The sequence below is a fragment of the Hyphomonas oceanitis SCH89 genome, from assembly GCF_000685295.1.
GTDB lineage: Bacteria > Pseudomonadota > Alphaproteobacteria > Caulobacterales > Hyphomonadaceae > Hyphomonas > Hyphomonas oceanitis.
This window is the reverse complement of record NZ_ARYL01000018.1, coordinates 31,527-51,286: the sequence shown is the minus strand read 5'-3', so window position 1 is coordinate 51,286 and position 19,760 is coordinate 31,527. Positions and strand designations below refer to the sequence as shown.

Sequence of the window (19,760 nt, the reverse complement as noted above, 5' to 3'; positions counted from 1 at the left end):
CTGATCTTTTGCAGAGAATTTGGTTGAGGCGCAGGGACTGACTCGTTCAGCCTGCCTGCGGGGCGTAGCGGAAAGCGATCAGCTGGTCCAGCACTGGGCCCTTGTGATTGTCAGGGACTTCTTGCTGACCAATCAGCCATGCGTAAACTTCCCAATCCGGGACATCCAGCAGGCGCGCGAATTCGTCCAGTTCAGCCTCATTGAAATCCGGAAGGAATTTATCCGCGAACGAGCCCATATAAAGGTCCATTTCGCGGAAACCGCGCCGCCAGGCCCGGAACGTGAGTTTTCGGCGTCTTGTTTCCATGAATAGCTCCAGACCAGTCTGCTTCGGAGGATATAGGCGGTGGGAGGGACAGGTAAACCACGCATTGTGTGCGCGGGCGGGCACGCCTAGAGTTTTGAGATGCGAGACGAGCGACTTTTTCCCATGTTTGCAGGGCTGGAAACACTTTCCGGTGTTGGACCGAAGCTCAAGCCGCTGCTCGAAAGGCTGGTGGGGGGCGATACGCTTTGGGACCTATTGTTGCATTTGCCCGAGCGCTGGGTCGACCGGCGCGTCCGCGAAGGTTTTGATCAGGTCGTCTTTGGCGAGGTCGCGACCGTAAGCGGCGAAGTCCATGCCTATCAGGCGCCCTATTCTGACAAGGCCCCCCACAGAATCCAGCTATTCGACGGAACAGGATTCCTGACGCTGGCATTCTTCCGCGCCGATGGGCGTTGGCTTCAGGGACAATTCCCGATCGGCGCCACGCGCATCGTCTCCGGCCGTGTCGACGATTTCAATGGCGAACGCCAGATGACTCATCCCGACTACATTGTAGACCCCAAGAGGGGCGATCCGCCGCCGGAGGTCGAACCGATCTACGGACTAACTGCGGGTCTGACCAACAAGCGCGTGCATACGCTCGCTATTCAGGCACTGGAAAGCGTTCCGGATGACCTGCCTGAATGGGGCGACCGTCATCTCGTGGCTCAAAGAGGATGGCCGAGCTTTCGCAGCGCTCTGAGCGGGCTGCATGCCCCCGTGCGATACGACGAAGCCGCATTTGAATCAGCCCGGACAAGGCTGGCCTATGATGAAGCCATCGCGCGTGAATCGGCCTTTGCGCTGGCGCGTGCCAGCCGCAAGCGTCGCAAGGCGCCGCCAATACCCAAAGCCCCAGTCGAACAATCACGGCTGGCGCGCTCCCTGCCCTATCAGCAAACCGGCGCGCAGGTGCGCGCCGTGGCTGAAATCAGCGAGGATATGTCAGGCCAGTCCCCCATGCGGCGCATGCTTCAAGGTGATGTGGGCGCGGGCAAGACGCTCGTAGGAGCGATGGCGGCCGTACAGGCGGTATCCGGGGGCTTCCAGTCCGCCTTTATGGCGCCAACCGAAGTGCTCGCCCGACAGCAATATGAGACGCTTACAAATCTTCTGGCGCCGCTCGGTTATTCCGTGGCTTCGCTCACCGGGCGCGACAAAGGGGCGGCCCGTGAGGGGACGCTGATGGGCATCGCTGACGGCTCAATCCAGATTGTTGCCGGTACGCATGCCCTCTTTCAGGAATCTGTGTCTTTTCGGAATCTGGGGCTGATTATCGTCGATGAGCAGCATAGGTTCGGCGTGCAGGATCGCATGCGGCTCGTCGGCAAGGGTGTCTCCCCGCACATGCTGGTGATGAGCGCCACCCCGATCCCTCGTACCATGGCCCAAGCCGTCCATGGCGACCTCGACGTAACAATCCTTGATGAAAAGCCGGCAGGTCGGAAACCCGTTGAGACGCGCGCAATACCCGACACGCGAATTGATGAAGTCATCGACGCGGTGGGACGCGCCATTCGCCGCGGCGAACGCGCCTTCTGGGTCTGCCCAAAGGTGGATGTGGATGACGATGATTCCACAGCCGTAGGGCGCCATGCTGCCTTGATAGACCAGCTGGGCGTGCCGGTCGGCCTGGTTCACGGACGCTTGAAGCCGACCGAAAAGGATGCCGCGCTGGAAGACTTCCGCACGGGGCGCACAAAGATCCTGGTTGCGACCACAGTGATCGAGGTCGGCGTCGATGTGCCGGAGGCCACGATCATGGTCATAGAACGTGCCGAAGGCTTTGGTCTCGCCCAGCTACACCAGCTTCGCGGCCGGGTTGGGCGCGGCGACAAGCCGTCCTTCTGCCTGCTCCTCTATCGCCCTCCACTTGGGGAGACAGCGCGCGAACGACTGGAGACTCTGCGTCGCACAGAAGACGGTTTCGAAATCGCCGAAGCCGACTTCAAACTGCGTGGCCCTGGCGACATGCTGGGACTGCGTCAGGCCGGCGCCACGGACTATCGCGTGATTGAGCTGTCACGCCACGCTGATCTGCTCGCGATTGCAAAGACAGATGCAACGGCTGTCGTTGAGGCTGATCCGGATCTCGCCGGGCCACGCGGGCAAGCCCTGCGGCTGGTCCGGGAGCTTCTGACACCCAAGATCGAAACGGGTAGCGGTAGCTAGGACGCGCGTAGACCTTAAGGCAGGATTTTCTTTGGCGCTTTCGGATCGGGTTTGGGCGCAGGCGGAAATTCGGGAACAACGAGGCCGGCTGAAAGGATCATCTTCGCCCCCTCTTCGACCGTCATTTTCAACCTGATAACTTCCTTTGAATCGACGTACATAAGGAAGCCCGAGGTCGGGTTCGGTGTCGTCGGTACGAATACACCCAGATACTCCCCGCCAAGCGTCGCCCCGATCTCGCCCTTGGCTGGGGACGACACGAAACCGAGGCACCATGTTCCTGTCTTGGGATATTCAATCAGGACAACTTCGCTGAACTGGTCAGTATTGTCTTTCGCGAAGACTTCAACCAGCTGCTTGAACGCCGAATAGAGCGAACGGACGATCGGCACCTGGCTGAGAATGCGGTCACCCACACTAATAACCGACCGCCCGATCAGGTTTGTGGCGATGCCCCCGAGAATGGTCAGGAAAACGACCAGAACGATCAGACCAAAGCCCGGAACGGCGTATTTGAGATAGGTCTCAGGGTTAAGCGCAGCCGGTATCAGCGGCACGACGCGCTTGTCGATCTCGCCGATGAGGAATTGGAGGATGAGGAACGTCACCGCGATCGGCGCGGCGATCACCATGCCCGCAAAAAAGCGCCCCCTGAGCCATGCAAAGAGACTTTGCGTCGGGGCCTTGTCAGGTGGCGGCAGGCCACCCTCGGGGTCTTTCCTTCGAGCCATGAGGCATCTCCGATAGGCAATTCTCAAGGTTACTCTGGGTCAGACCTTGGCGATTCACTTGTTCCGCGTAATTGTGGCCAAGATGGGAAGTAATGAACAGATTGAAAGAGCTTTGGAAAGCTGGGCGCGCCGGGATTTCGGCGATGCGGCCCGTATAGCTGACTTGAAGCGCTTGTCCGGAGGCGCAAGTCAGGAGACTTGGGCCTTTGAAGTGGTCGTGGCCGGAAAGACCAGCCGCCTGATTTTGCGTAGAGCGCCCGGTGGGGAAGCCGTGGCGCGGTCGTCTGAGGCTATTACCTTGCGTATGGAATCCATGCTGCTGGCGTGCGCAGACGCCGCCGGTGTGCCCGTGCCGGGCGTCCTCGGTGTTTTCGAGCCCGGAAGCGATCTGGGCGAATCATTCATCATGCGCCGAATCGATGGTGAAACCATTGGGCGGAAGATTTTACGCGATGCCGTTTATGAGACGGCCCGTACCCAACTCTCCGAGCAATGTGGTGCAGCGCTTGCGGCTATCCATGCAATCGACATGGAGAAGCTGCCAGACCTGCCGCGTAGCGATGGCATGGACCAAATCCGCAAATATGAGACGATCTATCGAAACTTCGACCTGCCCCGGCCGGTCTTTGAACTGGCGTTCGCCTGGCTCAAGGAACACCAGCCTGCGCCCCAGCCGGCCGTGCTTGTCCATGGCGATTTCCGGCTGGGCAACCTGATCGTTGATGCGCAAGGTCTGGCGTCCGTCCTGGATTGGGAACTCGCTCATATAGGGGACCCTCGCGAGGACATTGCTTGGATTTGCGTGAATTCCTGGCGGTTCGGCCAGATCGAAAACCGTGTGGGCGGTTTCGGCCAGCTGGATGCTCTACTTGAAGCATATGCCGCCGCTGGCGGCACCCGGTTCGAGCCGCGAGACATCGACTGGTGGGAAATGCTGGGCAGCCTCAAATGGGGCATCATGTGCATGATCATGTACGAAGCCTACCGCTCCGGTGGTGACCCAAGCGTGGAGCGCGCCGCTATCGGGCGGCGGGTTTCGGAAACTGAAATTGACCTCCTGAATCTTCTCGAAAGGGCTGTTTGATATGCATGATGCGCCCTCCCCCACCGAACTGGTCGCCGCTGTAAAGTCCTTCATTGATGATGCGGCTGCCCCTCAATTGACAGGTCACGCTGCCTTTCATGCGAGAGTGGCCTCCAATGTGCTCGCAACGCTCTTGAGAGAGCTTGAGCAAAGGCCGGCTGCTGAAGCGTCTGAAGCCGAACGTCTTCGCAACCTGCTGGATGCCCCGGAGAATGCTGATCTCGCTGCGATGAACAGGGACCTCTGCGCCCGCATACGGGATGGTCAATTTGATGCTGCGACGCCAGGCTTGTTCAAGCATCTAAAAACAACCACAATCTCCCAGTTGGCTATAGATCAACCAAACTATTCCGGACTCAAGGCGGCGCTTTCCTAACCCCGCTAACAGTCTCGCGACAGGCAGGGAACCAACATGAAACGCACGCTTCTTATCGTCGGAATCATTGTTGCACTTGGTGTCGGACTGGGGCCGTGGGCTTACAGAACCTTCCGCGATCAAGGTGAGCTGATCGCCTTGCCCGCCTTTGACTACAGGACCAATGACAGCTGGGCTGCGCTTCCGGCGCAAATGCCTCCTGCCGTTTGGGCCGAGGGTTGGGGCGTGGACGTTATCTTGGTCGGTCCGGATGACAGCCTCGCGCCTCGGTCACAAGCCCAGATTGCCTCACAAACCGATCGTGCTGTCGAGCAATCCAAGCGGCTCGCCGAGTCGCTATCGGTTATTGGACCGGTCTATGCGCCGCTTTATCGCAACGCCAACGCTGCAACTGACCTCTCCGCCGCCTTAAAGACTTATCTTGACGATCATAATCGGGGCCGCGCCTTCGTCATTGCAACCGACCATCCACTGCCCCCGGAAATGCTCGCTCCCATCCGTGCCGACGAAAGCCTGAGAGAGAGATTTGGGGGTTTCCTTCGCCTGACACGCGCTCGGGGCGATGCCGCGTTATTCTCGTCCGTCGCCGGTGTGGAAAATTCAGCGAGCGACATCCTGGCCTATTGCCCGCCCCAATATACCGAATCTGCGACGTGCCAGCCAGTTGTCGAAATCGGACGCCAGGATGGGATGATGATCGTGTCCCAGGATACCCCTATCGCTAGCGATAATCTCACGGGGTACAAGGAATGGCTCGAGGCCAACGTCGCCAAGACAGCGGAACCTCTCGGTGCGCTGGAAGAAGTCGAGATCATCGACATTCGCCGGCCCGGGGAGACTGACCCTATGCCTGAAGCAGGCGATGACTAGGCTAGGCTAGGCTTTCTGCTGCGCTTCTGGCGCGGCGCGCGCAAAGGCATCGATCAACCGGCACGCAGCATCGACCTCCTGCAGCCGCGGAAAATTAGACAGGTCCATATCGAAACGGCGAGCATTGGAAACCTGTGGCACAAGGCAAATTTCCGCGATCGTAGGCGTATCGCCGAAGAGTAGTGTGGCCGGTGGCCGGTCCTGAGCGACACGCTCCAGCGCCGCGAAGCCGCGTCGGATCCAGTCATGGTACCAACGCGTCACAGCCGCATCATCAGCGCCGAAATCCTTCCGCAACGCGGCCAGAACCGACAGGTTGTTAAGGGGGTGAATATCGCAGGCAATCGTATCGGCAAAAGCGCGAGCCTGTAGCCGCGTCCACGGATTCTCCGGCAACAGGGCGGGCCCGGGCAAGGTTTCGTCAAGCCATTCGATGATGGCCATCGACTGGCCCGATATGCGGCCATCCTGCTCGATTGAAGGAACGCGCATCTGCGGATTTAAATGCTGATATGTTTCCGCAAATTGCTCATCTTTTCCGGGCGCAATGTTCACCGGAATGCTGTCATAGGATGCGTTCTTGAGGTTCAAAGCAATGCGTACGCGGTAAGCCGCCGACGAGCGCCAGTAGTCGTACAGTTTCAGCATGCATTTACTCCAACGTTTCAGGCAAGCGACTCAAGGTCGAGAACAGCAAGCAACTGTTCCCGCGCGGCACGGCACTCATCGGCAAAGGATGGATCGGCCAGGTCCGCAGGCGCAAGCCGGTCACGATAAGTGGCGCGGATCACGTCTTGAAGCTCATCAATGGCTTCGTCATCAAGCAGAACGCCCTGATGGCAGGAATCGATCTCCGGCTCGGTCATCACAACACGCAGGCGGAGACAGGCGGGGCCGCCCCCATTACGCATCGACTGCCGCACGTCCACAAACTCGACGTGTCCGATGGGGCCGTTACCCGCGACCATGCCCTCGCAAAACGCGCGGGTGGACTCCATCTCTTGAGCCTCAACAGGCGCCACCAGCACGAGCCGGTCCTGGCCAGGCATCTGCAAGAGCTGTGAGTTGAACAGGTAAGACTTGATCGCATCGGCAATCGGCACATCGGCATTCGAAACCATGACAGGCTTTAGTTCGAACAGTCCGTCAGCTGCGCGGCGAATGGCATCAAGCGTGCCGCGCGTGTCTTCGAACGCCAGCTCATGGAAGAAGAGCGTATCCAGGGCACCGACACACACAACATCATTGTGGAAAGCACCCGCATTGATCGCAGCGGCTGACTGGCGCGCCATGACAACTCTGGCACCATCCAGACCGTGCGACCGTGCAATGGCCTCGCTGGCGAGCAAGCTTTGACGTGCTGGAAAGCCAACTGTGCTCTCCCCTGCCTCACGGCCGTATACGAACAGCTCAACCCCCATAGCGCCGTGCTCTGCACACAGCCGCACATGATTCGCGGCGCCCTCGTCGGCAAAATCACTATGCATCGGCAGCGCCGAATGAATCGAGAAACGGTCCTCATTGTCGAACAGCGTGATCAGCGTTGCCGTCGTATCGGGATGCTCGATACTCCTGTGAAGCATCGTGGACAGGTTGGCCGTCGTCAGGTGGAGACGACCATCAGCTGTGTCGGCAGACGGGGACACCGTTGCCGCATTCGCCGTCCACATATTGCTCGCCGAATAGGCAGCCTTGAGCAGGTGCGGCGCAACTCTCGCCGCCGACTCGATGATCTGCGCGTCGGTGCCATGAAATCCGGCGGACACGAGAAAGTCGAAGTTAGGTCGCGGCAAAGGTGGCAACACGCCTTGAATAAGCCCCTGCTGGAGCAAGGTCCGCATCTTTTCCAGCCCTTGCAGCGCCGCTTCACGTGGGTTGGACACCGCGCCAGCATGCGTGGCACTCGCCAGATTGCCGTCGGACAGACCACCATAATTGTGCGACGGCCCGATCAGCCCGTCAAAGTTGACCTCATACGCGCTCATTGCGGAAAGCCTTGCGCGCCAAGGCGCTCAGCCTTGTCCGACACCTGGCTTGCCTGCGGCCAGGCGCAGTAGTCAGCCGCATAATAGGCACCCGGGCGGAAGTTGCCCGAGAGCCCCGGGCCACCAAAGGGCATGGCGCCACTTGCGCCCGCTGTTGGTCGGTTGCGGTTGAGGATACCGGCCCGCATCTCGCGGTGCGCCTGAACCCAAAGCGCATCATCATCGCACACGAGACCACCGGACAAGCCGTAGCGCGTCGCATTGGCCCGCTTGATTGCCTCGTCGAATGTCTTCACCCGGACCACCTGCATCAGTGGACCAAACAATTCTTCGTCGGGAATGTGATGGGCCTCTGTAATATCCATGACGCCCGCCGTGACAAACCCGCCACCACGATCCATGCGTTTCAAACGGCGCAGCGGTTTGCCGCCAGCCTTTGACAGCATCATCTGGAAATCAGTTGCTGCATGGGCAGCGTGTTCAGAAACAAGCGGCCCCATGAAGACGCCCTCTTCATCCCATGCACCGATTTTCAGCCCCTTGGCGCGAGCAACGATTGCATCGACCACGGCATCACCGAACTTCCCCTCTGGGAGGATAATGCGCCGCGCACATGAGCAGCGCTGCCCCGTCGTCAGGAAAGCCGATTGCGCAGCGATGTCCGCCGCAGCTTCGACATCCGCAGGGTCCCAGATAATGAGCGGATTGTTGCCGCCCATCTCAAGCGCAAGAATGACCTCTGGTCGGCCCGCAAAATGTTTGTGAAAGAATACGCCCGTCTTGGCAGAGCCGGTGAATAAGAGCCCGTCAATTTCGGCATTGAGTAGCGCGCCACCCGTCTCGCGTGTGCCGTGAACGATATTGAGACACCCCTCGGGCAATCCTGCGGCCTCGAAAGCTTCTGCCATCAATGCTGCCACGCCGGGCGCAAGTTCTGATGGCTTGAAGACGCAAGTGTTACCTGCAAGCAGTGCGGGAACAATATGTCCGTTAGGAAGGTGCCCGGGGAAATTGAATGGGCCAAACACGGCCATCACGCCATGTGCCCGATGGGTCAGGTGTGATGAGCCGAAGGGCGCCGTCTCGAATTTGGAGCCCGCACGTTCATTCTGCGCAGCAATCGAAACGGCAACCTTTGCTTTCATGGTCGCGGCTTCGGCCCGCGTCTCCCACAGAACCTTGCCCATATCTCGGCTGATCGCTTCGGCAATCGCGTCGGTACGCTTCGCGATTTCTTCTGCATAGCGCTCCAGCACGAGCGTGCGGTCGCTCTGAGGCAGCCTTGACCAGTGCCCGAAGGCCTTTCGCGCTGAGGCGATCGCAGCTGCAACATCTTCCGGGCCGGCTGCATTGCCCTCCCAAACTATTTCTGCGCTTGCCGGGCAAGCATTCGTAAAACGTGGTCCGCTGCCTTCAGACCATTTTCCGTCGATATAGACACCCAGTGCCATTACTTGCTCCGTAGCCAGATCCGCGCCTTGGCGCCGGAATCTAATTGAAGGGCTTCAATAATTGCGGGTGATATGATCGCCACATCGTCTTCCTCGACAACCACATCTGCCAGTGAAACCCGGAAATTGGGTAGCGCATCGCTCGACACAAGTCCTTGCAGTGCATCCGAACGCCCGGAAACGTCCCCTGCACGCAACGTGACAACACGGCTTTCCTGAATTGTTCGGATATGGCGCTTTTGCGCCGCTACGAGTGGGCCACCATCAAAAATATCCACAGTTCTGTCGAACTGGAATCCTTCCCACTGCAGAAGCTTGTAGGCACCCACGCCATCGGAATGACAGCGCCCGATAACTTCACGCGCCTCAGGCGGCAGAAGGTCAACATAGATGGGGTATTTCGGCATCAGGTCGAGAATGAACTGATTGTCAGTGGTCGCGGACAAACGATCGGCCTCTGTAAAGTCCATCCGGAAGAAATGGCGCCCCAAGCATTCCCAGAAGGGTGACTTGCCCGTCTCGTCGACAACACCGCGCAGCTCAGCCAGAACGTGCTCACTGAAACGATCTGGAGCGGCCGCCATCAGAAGGTATCGGGATTGTGCCGCCAGCCGCCCTGCCCCACCGCCGCGATGATCGGCCTGCAAAAACAACGTGCCTACTTCCGTATACCCCACATATTCATTCGTCAGGATAAGCGCATCCATGTCGAAGCGCATATCGCCAGCCGCATGGCTGGCTTGTGCGAGGGTAATGACACGGTAATTGAAGAAAGGCTGATCAATACCCGTGCCGGCTTTAACAGCAGAGCAACCGACGACTTCGCCGGTTCGTGTGTCTTCCATCATCAACAGGTATTTGCCGTATTCGATTCTTTTCTGGCGACTATGGAAAGCCCGCTCCGATTTTTCGAGACGCTCATACAGGATCGCCTCATCGACAGGAAGGCTCGTAAAGCCAGGGCCTGACTGCCGCGCAAGGTCCATGAGCGCGCCAAGATCGTCCAACCTCGAAGGTCGCATGACATAGGTTGCAGGCATGTCAGCGCTCCATCAATGCCTTGATACCCGGGCCATCCATACGGCCATCAGCGAGGCGATTCAGTATGAGAGCGGAAAGCGTTGCCCGCTCCGCAAAGCTGTCAATCACGACGAATTCCTCATTCGAATGGATGCGCCCGCCCCGTACGCCGAGTGTATCGACATTGGGAACGCCAGCCGCGAAGATATTGTTGCCTTCACACACGCCGCCTGTGTCCACGAACTCCAGATCCAGCCCGATGGCCTGTCCGGTTGCGCGCACGGCGTCGAATATGGCTTGCTGGGCATTATTGCGTGGCTTTGGAGGGCGATAGAACCCACCGTGCAGATGTCCTGAAATACCTGCGCGTCCAGTGGCGCGCGCAAACAGGCGTTCAACTTGCTCAGTCGTCCAACCTGCTGCCTCGGCATCGGGAGCACGCGCGCCAAATCGGACCACCGCGAGATCAGGCACGATATTCACTGCGCTGCCGCCCTCGATGGCGCCGACATTGACGGTTACGCCTTCATGCTTTCCGTTGAGGCCTTCAAGGCCAACCACGAGTTCCGCTGCAGCTTCGATGGCGCTGCGCCCCTCTTCTTTCGCCCGCCCGGCATGAGCCGCCTTGCCATGCAGCACAATGTCAAAAACCGCAGACCCTTTGCGACCGCCTGACATCGCACCCGTCTCCATGGCGGGTTCATAGGTCATACCTATATGGGCGCCGGACCGCGCTGCTTCAGTCAGCGCTCCGGAACTGGCGTGATTTCCAATCTCCTCATCGGGTGTAATGACGATCTGATAGCCTAGGCGATCAATAAGAGGGCCGGCTTCAAACGCCTTTAGCGCCTCCAGCATCACGCAGAGACCGCCCTTCATATCAGCCAGCCCAGGGCCATTGAGCATCCCGTTGCCAATGTCCTTCACGCCTTCAAACGTACCCTTTGGAAATACGGTATCGTAATGACCGGTCATCACGACCTGAATGGGCGCCGAAGGCCGGGCCGATACGCGCACAATAGGCCCGGTATAGATTGTCTCGGACTTTCCCGACGAATCAATCGTTTCAAAGCCGGGAGCTTCCTGAAGGCGTACATCGCCCTTTAATTCTGAGAATGCATTGGCGAGATCGCCTGAAAAAGCCTTCAGCCCATCCGTGTTCCAGCTGCCTGTATTTACGTCGGACCATGCGCAGGTCCGGGCCTGCATCGCAGCAGTGGCGGCCTTCAGGCGCTCGCGAGCCGCCTCGTCTTCGCGTGTCATATGGGAGAGTTCGGTCATGTGAGCTTGGTTTCATATGTTACGTTACGGGGCAAGTCTGCCGCGCGCTGGCGGCGCAAACAAAAACGGCCCGGCTGGTGAGCCGGGCCGTCTTATACTGTAGATCAGTCGATCTTATTGAACGCTGATAACGACTTCCGAACGACGGTTCAGAGGCTCGCGAACACCATCGCGTGTCGCTTTGGCAAGATCGTTCTCGCCTTTCGCTTCTTCGCTGATGATCGAAGCAGCCACGCCACGGGACACGAGGGCCGAAGCCACGATGTCTGCACGACGCTGCGAGAGCTTCTCGTTGTACGCGCTGGCACCCGACGTATCGGTGTGGCCAGCAATCGTCACTGCGCTTGGAGCACAACCGTCGCCAGCTGTGATGTTAGCGACAGCTTGGTCGATAACTGCAGCAGCCTGGCTCGTCAGGTCAGCTTTGTCCCACTCGAAGTAAACAACGAAGTTCTGATTGAGACCGGAACACACGACTTCCGGAGCAACCGTTTCCGTTGTTGGCGGAGGCGGTGGTGGCGGCGGAGGCGGTGGTGGCGGAGGCGGTGGTGGTGGCGGCGGTGGCGGAGGCGGTGGTGGCGGTGGTGTTGCACCGAACGCGTAACGCAGACCAACCGTAGCAACATGCTTGGTCAGGTCGCCATCATAAGCAATGCCGCCGTGATTGCCGTCAAGGTCAAGCTTCTCAGCCGAGAAGTACTTGTAGCCGACATCCATGGTGAGCTTTTCGCTCAGCTTGTAGCCAAAGCCGAGAAGGCCCTGGTAAGCAAAAGCCGTATCCGAACCGGAGAAGCCATTGGCAGCGGAAAGATCCGTGCCGACAGCATTAACCAGGTTGCTGCCTTTAACTTTCGCGCGGATAGCACCGACACCAACACCGATGTAGGGCTGGAAAGCGCCTGTACGGTTGAAATCATAGATTCCGTTGAACATCAGGTCAGTCGACTGCAGGTAGCCGCTTGGAAGCGACACTGTGCCTGGAGCAACACCGTTGAAGTTCGTTGGAACGCCAAGGTCGCCGCTGCTGTAGCCGAGAACGCCTTCAAGACGCACGCCATTGGCCAGACCGTAGCCGAGGCCGAGGTCGCCGCCCCATGCTTCTTCGATGTCCGAACGGCTGCCCATTGAGCCATTGACATCACTGACGACTGGATCGTGGTCCAGCGTGCCGTCAAAGGCGTACGTCGCATCAGCGCGGCCGTACCAGCCCTCTTCAGCTTGAGCGACCATACCGGCAGACGCAAATGCGGCCGCGGCTGTCGCGCACATAAGAGTTTTCTTCATACTTGATCCCCTTCTTGTGCCGATGGACGGGATTGTCCTCGACCGCAGGTTCATACGCGCTTGTCTGCGCATGGTTCCTGATAAACTTTTTTCCCGGATGCGGCGAGTGCTTTCAAACACTCAAATACCTAATTTCTAGGTATTTTTTGGTAACGCGACCCATTTGCAACAGATCGCAACGGTATGGCAAAATGATGGCCAAATTGTCATAAATCACCCACCCCGCTTGGGAAATGGTACCGCCTCTCCGGTTTGAACGGAGGACCTCTGGTTCCACAAACCAGCGCTCTAACCAACTGAGCTAAGGCGGCCTATTTCGTGGAGATACAGCCCAATCCCTGACGATTCAAGCGCAGGAAGGGGAGAAACTGCGTCTCCGAATCAGATCTTTGCGACCTGGTCGAATTCCAGATCGACCGGCGTACCGCGGCCAAAAATGGAAACGGTGACTTTCAAACGGCCATTGGCCTCGTCGATTTCTTCGACAGCGCCCTCGAAACCCTGGAATGGTCCGTCATTAACCTGAACCTGTTCGCCAATCTCGAAGGAAACCTTGGGACGCGGACGCTCCTCGGCCGAATCAGTCGACGTGCCGAGGATACGATCAACTTCGCGCTGGCGCACTGGCAGGGGCTTTTTGCCGCCATCCGATCCGAGAAACCCGGAAACCTTGGGTGTGTCCTTCACCAGGTGATAGACATCATCTGACATCTGCGCCTTCATCAGCACATAACCGGGAAAATAGCGGCGCTCGACGGTCTTCTTCTTACCACGGGCAACTTCGACAACTTCCTCAGTCGGGACCTGGATGTCTTCGATGAGCTCCAGAAGCCCCTTACGCTCAGCCTGCTCCAGAATAGAGGCTGCGACCTTCTTTTCGAAGTTCGAATAAGCGTGGACGATATACCATTTGGCTTCAGCCATGGGGCCTACGCGCTCCTTGAATACGTGTTGTTCGGCATGCATTTCACAGGCCGGTAATCATTTTGACGATCAAGTTGATCGCCCAGTCGGCGGCGAACAGGAACAGCGCGATCAGAATAGACATGATCACCACGAAAATCGTTGCCTGAATCGTTTCAGCACGAGTGGTCCATGTCACCTTGTTTCCCTCTGCGCGCACTTGGCGGAAGAAGGTTACAGGTCCAACGCGTTTTTTCTTGTCCTTGTCGGCCATTTCGACACTTTCTTGAAAGGCGGGGGGTTAGCGGTTTTGATCCGCCGCGTCCACGGTTAAAGTGCATACGCTCACTTGTGAAGGCATGTGAGGCCGAAAAGTGCAATTCGCAAGTCCCTTTTGCGCCCGGAATCCGGCCTCGAGAATGCACGAATCACCCGCCAACGCCAAAACCCCGAGCCGGAAGCCCCGGTACATCAACATGGATCGCAAACAGGCTTCCTGAGAGGGGGCGCGAATCGAGGGCAGGAAAACTCATTCCCACCCGAGCTGTTGTAATAAATAAGGTTTTCAGGTCGGCGCCGCCAAACGTGCAGGATGTCGGCCGCGGCGCCGCAAGCGTGATGACCTGGTCCACGCTCCCGTCAGGCCGATACCGCACGACCCGCGAAGCATCCCAAAGGCATGTCCACAAACAGCCTTCTGAATCCATTGCCGAACCATCGGGATAGCCGCCCAATTCATACGTTGATGCGAAAAGCCGCCGCCCTGTCAGGCTCCCCGTTTCCGGGTCATGATCGAATGCCAGAATTTCCTGTTCGGCGCTGTCGCACGTATAGAATGTGCGCCCATCGGGGGAGAACTGCATCGTGTTCGTGACCATGACGGACGGCAGACGCAGCTGGGTGAGCTGTCGGTCAGGCCCCAAACGGAAATAGCCACCCTGCGCGTCTTTCTCCCGGTCATCCATCGTCCCGAACCAGAAAGACCCGTCAGGCGCGATGCCGCCATCATTCGTCCGATTGGTTTCCGGCTCATCGTTCAGGGTACACCAGCGCTCATAAGCTTCGGTCGCGGGATCGTATAAGCCAATTTCCTGATCGCCCGCCATCAGGAGGCAACCGTCATGCAAAGCGAGTGCACTGGCACGAATCGGCAAGTCGTAGCGCCGCGTATTGCCGGTCTTGGGGTTGTAGCGGTGCAACTTGGCCCGCTTGATGTCTACCCACCAGAGAAAGCCCTCTGTCGGGCTCCAGACCGGTCCCTCCCCCAAAGCGCACCCCGTTGGCGCAACACATTCCGGCGTTACGATCATGCATCCACCCGCATTGCACTCAGGAACGGCGATCCAAATGTCATGTGTCCAGCAATCCTGCTTCTTCAGCGATGTCGAACAGGCCGTCCTGCATCGCCTCTTCTGCTGAATACTCTTCCACGCTCGCGCCCAATGCATCAAGGGCCATGCCATAGGCTTTCGCCAACTCGCCATCAGCGACAAGGATCACATCGTCACCGGGATCATAATGTGCAGCCACGTCCGCGCCTATAAGCAGGCCTGACAGGGCCGTTATCTGATGCTCAGGTCTCAAGACGCCAATCAACCGCGCAGCGCTCACCGCGAAAGGCGATGCCGCATCATCAGTATCAAGCGATCGCTCAACCCAGTCGCGGAAAATGCCCGCATCAAAACGCGGCTCAATCCCAGCAGGCACCCTAAGAGAGCCTTGCGACAAAAGAAGTTCCTGTATTTCGCCCGTCATCTCGGTCGAAAAATCCAGCACGCGCCCCTGCTCTAGGGCAACGTGCTTTGTATGCCTGCCCGGCAGGCATATTGCGCCGGACAACTGGCCGAGCCCTAAAAGCTGAACTTCCTGCCCCTGCAGGATATCAGGGGGCGACAATTGGCGAAGCCCCGGTACGACATGAATGCCATCAAGGTCTGTCAGCGCATCGTAGAGGTCGCTTAGAAGTGCTGGCACTTGCAACAGCTTGCCGGCACCTCCAGGCGTCTCACCACAAACGATGACCGGCGCCTTTTCGGATGAGCCCAGCCACTCCGTGATCAATGCGCGCGTCATGTCCTGCAAGACGCCGCCCTGATCTGCGGCGCCATCACGCGCAAAGGTCCCAAGCACTTCGCCCTCGTCGTCGAATGACCAAGCTTCGAAGCGTCCGGCTCTCCATGATGCACCGATCAGGGAAACAGGCGGACTCATGAGGACACGTCCTGTTCGGTCCTGCAGGAGACAATGAGCATAGTGTGTGGGCCGCGAGTAACCGGATATGAAGATTGCATGCCGCTCAGGTCTCTTGCGTTGCAGTGAATGTCAATCTGTTCTGCTGAGGATCGACCTCGGACAATTGCCCCTGCCCTTTTCGGCATTGTGGCTGTGGGTTAGGACAAACCATGGCTGAAACCACTCAAAATGATTCCTCCGCGCGCGCCTTCGTCAAATTGATTGAGGTCATGGCGCGGCTGCGCGCCCCCGTATCCGGCTGCCCTTGGGATCTTGAACAGGACTTCTCCACGATAGCGCCCTACACGATCGAAGAAGCCTACGAAGTCGCCGATGCGATCCAGAGGGGCAATATGGCTGATCTGAAGGAAGAGTTGGGCGACCTCCTCTTCCAGGTCGTGTTCCATAGCCAGATGGCCTCCGAGGATGGGGCCTTCGATATCGCCGACGTCACGCAGGGGATCGCCGACAAGATGGTTCGTCGCCATCCGCATGTCTTCGGGTCGCCAGATGAACGCTCTGCCGAAGAGCAGACGCGGGCATGGGAAGTGATCAAAGCGGAAGAACGCGCTGCCAAGACACCAAGCGATGCGCCGCCAAGCGCGCTGGATGGCGTAGCCCTGTCTCTTCCCGCTCTTCTAAGGGCCGAAAAACTGCAGAAGCGGGCCGCTCGTGTCGGTTTTGACTGGACGGAAGCAGAGCCCATATTCGACAAGCTGGTCGAAGAGACAGCGGAAGTCCGCGAGGCTATTGCCGCGGGTGTTCAAGACGATATCGAAGATGAGATCGGCGACCTGCTCTTTGTCGGCGCAAACCTCGCCCGCCGCCTCGGCATAGACCCTGAGCAGGCCCTGCGCCGCGCGAATGCAAAGTTTGAGCGCCGCTTCCGAGCGATGGAATCTGCCGCTGCGGGTGATGGAGCGGATTTCGCGAGTCTCGATCTCGAAGCACAGGAAGCTTATTGGCAGCGCGTCAAACGGACTGAAAAAACTTCCGGCTAGGTCTCGAATTCAATGTCCGGAAATTCGGCCTGAAATTGTCCGACGCGCTCTACTGGTAGACGCACGCTGATAGCCAGCCTGCCATCTTTCAAGCTTGTCTCGGAATTCACTTCGCCATTCTGGTGCAGCCAGGCACGGGCCCGCCCCTGCTGAGGATCAAGCGTCACAGCGACGTCAACTGCGCCACGCAACAACGCATGCTCAATTTGATCCAGCAGCGCATCCATGCCCTCGCCGCGCAAAGCAGATACCAGAACGGCCGGAATGTCGCCGGCACTTTGGGCCGAATACGCAAGTACCTCGGCGCGCTCGGGAGGCAACAGGTCTGCCTTGTTCCAGGCTTCAATCATGGGCGGCAGCGGAAGCCCGGTCTCTTTCTCGAGCCGCTCAAGAACGACGCTCACGTCATGCGCCTGCTCCCTGTCAGAAGCACTCGACCGATCGCGCACATGGACCAGCAGATCCGCCTGCATCGCCTCTTCCAGCGTTGCCTTGAAGCTATCGATCAGGTGGGTGGGCAGGTCAGTGATGAAACCCACCGTATCAATCAGGGCCGCTTCGCCCAATGTCGGCAAATCGATGCGGCGGATCGTCGGGTCAAGCGTGGCAAAGGGCATGTCCTTGGCGAACACTTTTGCGCCTGACAACCGATTGAAAAGCGTCGACTTGCCCGAGTTCGTATAGCCAACGAGCGCAATAACCGGCTTACCGCCGCGCTTGCGGCCAGCTCTCTGCACGGCCCGCGTGCGGCGCACATCTTCGAGGTCGCGACGCAGGCGCACGATCCTGTCGTCCAGCATGCGCCTGTCGGCTTCCAGCTGGCTTTCGCCCGGGCCCGACAGGAACCCGCCACCGCCGCGCTGGCGTTCAAGGTGGGTCCAGGTCCGAACCAGCCGGGATCGTTCGTAGAGTATTCGGGCAAGTTCGACCTGTAACCGGCCTTCTTTCGTACGTGCTCTCAGGCCAAAAATCTCGAGGATAAGCCCGGTTCTATCAATCACCTTGACGCCAAGGCGTGTTTCCAGATTCCGCTGCTGGACAGGCGTCAGCGCGCCATCGACAATCGCAACGGTGCAATTATGCGCTTCCAGATCCTCGGCAAAGCGATCCAGCAAACCACCGGAAAAAAGCACGGACGAGTTCACCGACCGAACATGATCCCCCCGCAAAAAGGCGAGCTCGCAGCCAAGCGCTTCAATCAGGCCTGCCGTTTCCTGCAAGCGATCTTCGGACGGCCGATTGGCTGGCGTAAACCAAGGGATGACGGCGCCCGCAATTTCGGGCTCTGGCAAGCGATCGATAAGCTTGTCAGTCAAAGGGAACTATTGCCCCTCCAACTCTTCATCGAACAGCTGAACTGGCGCGCTGGGCGCAATGGTCGAAATCGCATGCTTGTAGACAAGCTGTGGCGGACGACCGTCGCCGCGGAGCAACACACAAAAGTTGTCAAACCAGGTCACGACGCCCTGAAGCTTAACACCATTCACCAAAAAAACCGTAAGCGGTGTACGAGATTTCCTTACGGCGTTCAGGAAAGTATCCTGCAAGTTTTGTTTTTTCTCGGAAGACATGGGAGATGGCCATTCCTGCAATTGTTCTTGTTATGTGTCGCGAGCTAAATGGATTGGGCCGATTGTGCAAGTGCGAACGCTGCTTATCCCCTCCAAAAACTGGGGGAAAGCGCCGGAATTACTGCTAAAATCTCCAATCTTCCCAGAACCATGGATAATACAAGCAGGCTCGTTGCGCCTCCATCCAGCCCTTCTGTATGTCCGAGGAGAAGACCGCCGGAGTTTGTAAGGCCGCCGATAGAAAGTCTGATAGTCTCGTCAAAAGGCAGATTCAGGAAGCTGAATCCGATCATGACCATGAAGACAGCTACGATATAGGCCACAAGGTAAACCCAGACGCCAATCACGCTGCGCTCGTCAAGCTCGCGGTCCCTGAAACGGAAGCCAAGAACGGAGCGCCTATAGCCCAACTGACGGAATTCCTGTCCTGCCCGGCGGGCAAGTACGATCAATCTTGCGATCTTCACGCCCCCTGCCGCCGACAAGGCCGAGCCGCCAATCAGAGCCGGTAGCACCAGAATTGGCAAGGGTATGGACTCCCGTAAAGCAGGATTGGTCAGGGCCAATCCTGAGGTCGACATCGCAGAGACGGACCATGCAATTCCATCCACGAAGAGGACACCTGTTGGCAATACCATGACCGCGAAAACGATGATGAGGACCACGAAGGTTATCGTCTCAGGATCAAAGAGAGCTGTTCGCGGTTTCCTGTCCTTCAGTGGAAGCCACACGGCCAAGCCCAGGGCACCGACAATCATGCCAATGCCCAGAATGATGCCAGGGAAAGGCGGGAGGATGGCTCGCTTCATGGCTAGGGGGTCAACCACACCGGTTGTAATAGCGCTGACTGCATCCCCGACCGCTCGTGGGAATGGAACGCCGGCCAGTATAAGTAATCCAATGAGCACGATGAGGCATACCGCCATCATGTAAAATACAGACTTCGCGACGCGCGGAACGGCATCGAAAAAGCTCGTCTCCGGCAATGTGAACAGAACCGTACGGTGTATGCCGGGTCCTCCAAGGTTCAGCGCTGCCAGAACACTGGCGGCCATGGTGATGGATGCAAGGCAGCCCAGGATATGGAGAACCGCACGCCACACGATCAAACTGACAGGCCAAGCGTTTCCTTCGATGCGAATAACCGACTGGCCGCTTGTCGTGAGGCAAGCGGCAGCCTCATGGATTGCGTGAAATAGTGACACGTCCGCAACTCCCACCACAAATGGCAGAGCGGCAGCTACAGGCGACAGAAACCACCAGAGAATCACGACAGCCAAGGCGTCCGAAGGACGGGCTTTGCGCTTGGGTTTTGGCGTCAACAAAAGAACACTACTCGCCAGGACTGCAATGCTGATTGCCGTGACAGACAGCGCGACGACCTGATCCGTCTCGCCTGCAATAACTGCCACCAGGACAGGCAGCACCGCACTGCCCGCGAGGATGAGCATGATAAACGCGAGTACCCGAACGATCGAGGCGTAGTTCATGG

Annotated in this window: 20 protein-coding genes and 1 tRNA gene; 5 read left to right on the top strand and 16 right to left on the bottom strand. The window is 58.3% G+C overall.

Annotated features, from left to right (window positions below; translation table 11 throughout):
- Positions 1-46: 46 nt before the first annotated feature.
- Complete coding sequence (locus tag HOC_RS12500) at positions 47-307, bottom strand: FAD assembly factor SdhE (protein WP_034743032.1); 261 nt, start codon at positions 305-307, stop codon at positions 47-49.
- 99 nt (positions 308-406) lie between these two features.
- Here HOC_RS12500 and recG point away from each other — a divergent pair, with 99 nt between their 5' ends.
- Positions 407-2,479, top strand: a complete 2,073-nt coding sequence (gene recG / locus HOC_RS12495) for an ATP-dependent DNA helicase RecG (RefSeq protein WP_035539093.1) — start codon at positions 407-409, stop codon at positions 2,477-2,479.
- Between the two features lie 14 nt (positions 2,480-2,493).
- Here the strand turns inward: recG and HOC_RS12490 are convergent, their stop codons facing one another.
- A complete protein-coding gene (locus tag HOC_RS12490; protein WP_051624835.1) occupies positions 2,494-3,210 on the bottom strand; it encodes a DUF502 domain-containing protein in 717 nt (238 codons plus the stop codon).
- Between the two features lie 58 nt (positions 3,211-3,268).
- Between HOC_RS12490 and HOC_RS12485 the strand changes: the two genes are divergently transcribed.
- The 3 genes from HOC_RS12485 to HOC_RS12475 are packed head-to-tail and all read left to right on the top strand — an operon-like array spanning position 3,269 to position 5,540.
- On the top strand, positions 3,269-4,294 hold the full coding sequence (locus HOC_RS12485; protein ID WP_241767005.1) for a phosphotransferase family protein: 1,026 nt from the start codon (positions 3,269-3,271) through the stop codon (positions 4,292-4,294).
- Position 4,295: 1 nt separating this feature from the next.
- Positions 4,296-4,670 carry a DUF6285 domain-containing protein gene (locus tag HOC_RS12480; RefSeq protein ID WP_035539092.1) on the top strand — a complete coding sequence of 125 codons (375 nt, stop codon included), beginning with the start codon at positions 4,296-4,298 and terminating at the stop codon, positions 4,668-4,670.
- Positions 4,671-4,706: 36 nt separating this feature from the next.
- Entirely contained in the window at positions 4,707-5,540 is an 834-nt protein-coding gene (locus HOC_RS12475; RefSeq protein WP_035539090.1) for a hypothetical protein, read from the top strand.
- Positions 5,541-5,546: 6 nt separating this feature from the next.
- On the opposite strand, the gene maiA is transcribed toward HOC_RS12475, so the two are convergent.
- The 11 genes from maiA to HOC_RS12420 form a co-directional block, all read right to left on the bottom strand.
- Positions 5,547-6,188, bottom strand: a complete 642-nt coding sequence (gene maiA / locus HOC_RS12470) for a maleylacetoacetate isomerase (protein WP_035539088.1) — start codon at positions 6,186-6,188, stop codon at positions 5,547-5,549.
- Between the two features lie 17 nt (positions 6,189-6,205).
- Positions 6,206-7,525 (bottom strand): N-succinylarginine dihydrolase, encoded by a 1,320-nt coding sequence (locus HOC_RS12465; RefSeq protein WP_035539086.1) that lies wholly within the window; start codon positions 7,523-7,525, stop codon positions 6,206-6,208.
- Complete coding sequence (gene astD / locus HOC_RS12460; RefSeq protein ID WP_035539085.1) at positions 7,522-8,976, bottom strand: succinylglutamate-semialdehyde dehydrogenase; 1,455 nt, start codon at positions 8,974-8,976, stop codon at positions 7,522-7,524. Before astD ends, HOC_RS12465 begins: the two co-directional genes overlap by 4 nt.
- Positions 8,976-10,016: an arginine N-succinyltransferase gene (locus HOC_RS12455; protein WP_035539083.1), complete on the bottom strand. Its 1,041-nt coding sequence runs from the start codon at positions 10,014-10,016 to the stop codon at positions 8,976-8,978. Before HOC_RS12455 ends, astD begins: the two co-directional genes overlap by 1 nt.
- A gap of 1 nt (position 10,017) precedes the next feature.
- The gene (locus tag HOC_RS12450) at positions 10,018-11,277 is read right to left on the bottom strand and encodes a hydrolase (RefSeq protein ID WP_035539081.1); all 1,260 of its coding nucleotides are present in this window, start codon (positions 11,275-11,277) and stop codon (positions 10,018-10,020) included.
- Between the two features lie 114 nt (positions 11,278-11,391).
- Complete coding sequence (locus tag HOC_RS12445; protein ID WP_035539078.1) at positions 11,392-12,561, bottom strand: OmpA family protein; 1,170 nt, start codon at positions 12,559-12,561, stop codon at positions 11,392-11,394.
- Positions 12,562-12,795: 234 nt separating this feature from the next.
- Positions 12,796-12,872 (bottom strand) — tRNA-His (locus HOC_RS12440).
- A gap of 70 nt (positions 12,873-12,942) precedes the next feature.
- Complete coding sequence (nusG, locus tag HOC_RS12435) at positions 12,943-13,485, bottom strand: transcription termination/antitermination protein NusG (protein WP_035539166.1); 543 nt, start codon at positions 13,483-13,485, stop codon at positions 12,943-12,945.
- 43 nt (positions 13,486-13,528) lie between these two features.
- Positions 13,529-13,738, bottom strand: coding sequence for a preprotein translocase subunit SecE (gene secE, locus HOC_RS12430; RefSeq protein WP_035539076.1), 210 nt, complete (start codon positions 13,736-13,738; stop codon positions 13,529-13,531).
- Positions 13,739-13,892: 154 nt separating this feature from the next.
- Positions 13,893-14,774 (bottom strand): SMP-30/gluconolactonase/LRE family protein, encoded by an 882-nt coding sequence (locus HOC_RS12425; protein WP_035539073.1) that lies wholly within the window; start codon positions 14,772-14,774, stop codon positions 13,893-13,895.
- 40 nt (positions 14,775-14,814) lie between these two features.
- Positions 14,815-15,675 carry a 2-dehydro-3-deoxygalactonokinase gene (locus tag HOC_RS12420; protein ID WP_035539070.1) on the bottom strand — a complete coding sequence of 287 codons (861 nt, stop codon included), beginning with the start codon at positions 15,673-15,675 and terminating at the stop codon, positions 14,815-14,817.
- 191 nt (positions 15,676-15,866) lie between these two features.
- On the opposite strand from HOC_RS12420, the gene mazG reads away from it, so the two are divergent.
- Positions 15,867-16,697: a nucleoside triphosphate pyrophosphohydrolase gene (gene mazG / locus HOC_RS12415; RefSeq protein WP_051624833.1), complete on the top strand. Its 831-nt coding sequence runs from the start codon at positions 15,867-15,869 to the stop codon at positions 16,695-16,697.
- On the opposite strand, the gene hflX is transcribed toward mazG, so the two are convergent.
- From hflX to HOC_RS12400, 3 genes are all read right to left on the bottom strand, one after another.
- Positions 16,694-18,013 carry a GTPase HflX gene (gene hflX / locus HOC_RS12410; protein ID WP_035539067.1) on the bottom strand — a complete coding sequence of 440 codons (1,320 nt, stop codon included), beginning with the start codon at positions 18,011-18,013 and terminating at the stop codon, positions 16,694-16,696. The genes mazG and hflX overlap by 4 nt on opposite strands.
- 6 nt (positions 18,014-18,019) lie before the next feature.
- Complete coding sequence (gene hfq, locus HOC_RS12405; RefSeq protein ID WP_034743071.1) at positions 18,020-18,268, bottom strand: RNA chaperone Hfq; 249 nt, start codon at positions 18,266-18,268, stop codon at positions 18,020-18,022.
- Positions 18,269-18,351: 83 nt separating this feature from the next.
- A complete protein-coding gene (locus HOC_RS12400) occupies positions 18,352-19,758 on the bottom strand; it encodes a TrkH family potassium uptake protein (RefSeq protein ID WP_035539064.1) in 1,407 nt (468 codons plus the stop codon).
- Positions 19,759-19,760: the final 2 nt, after the last annotated feature.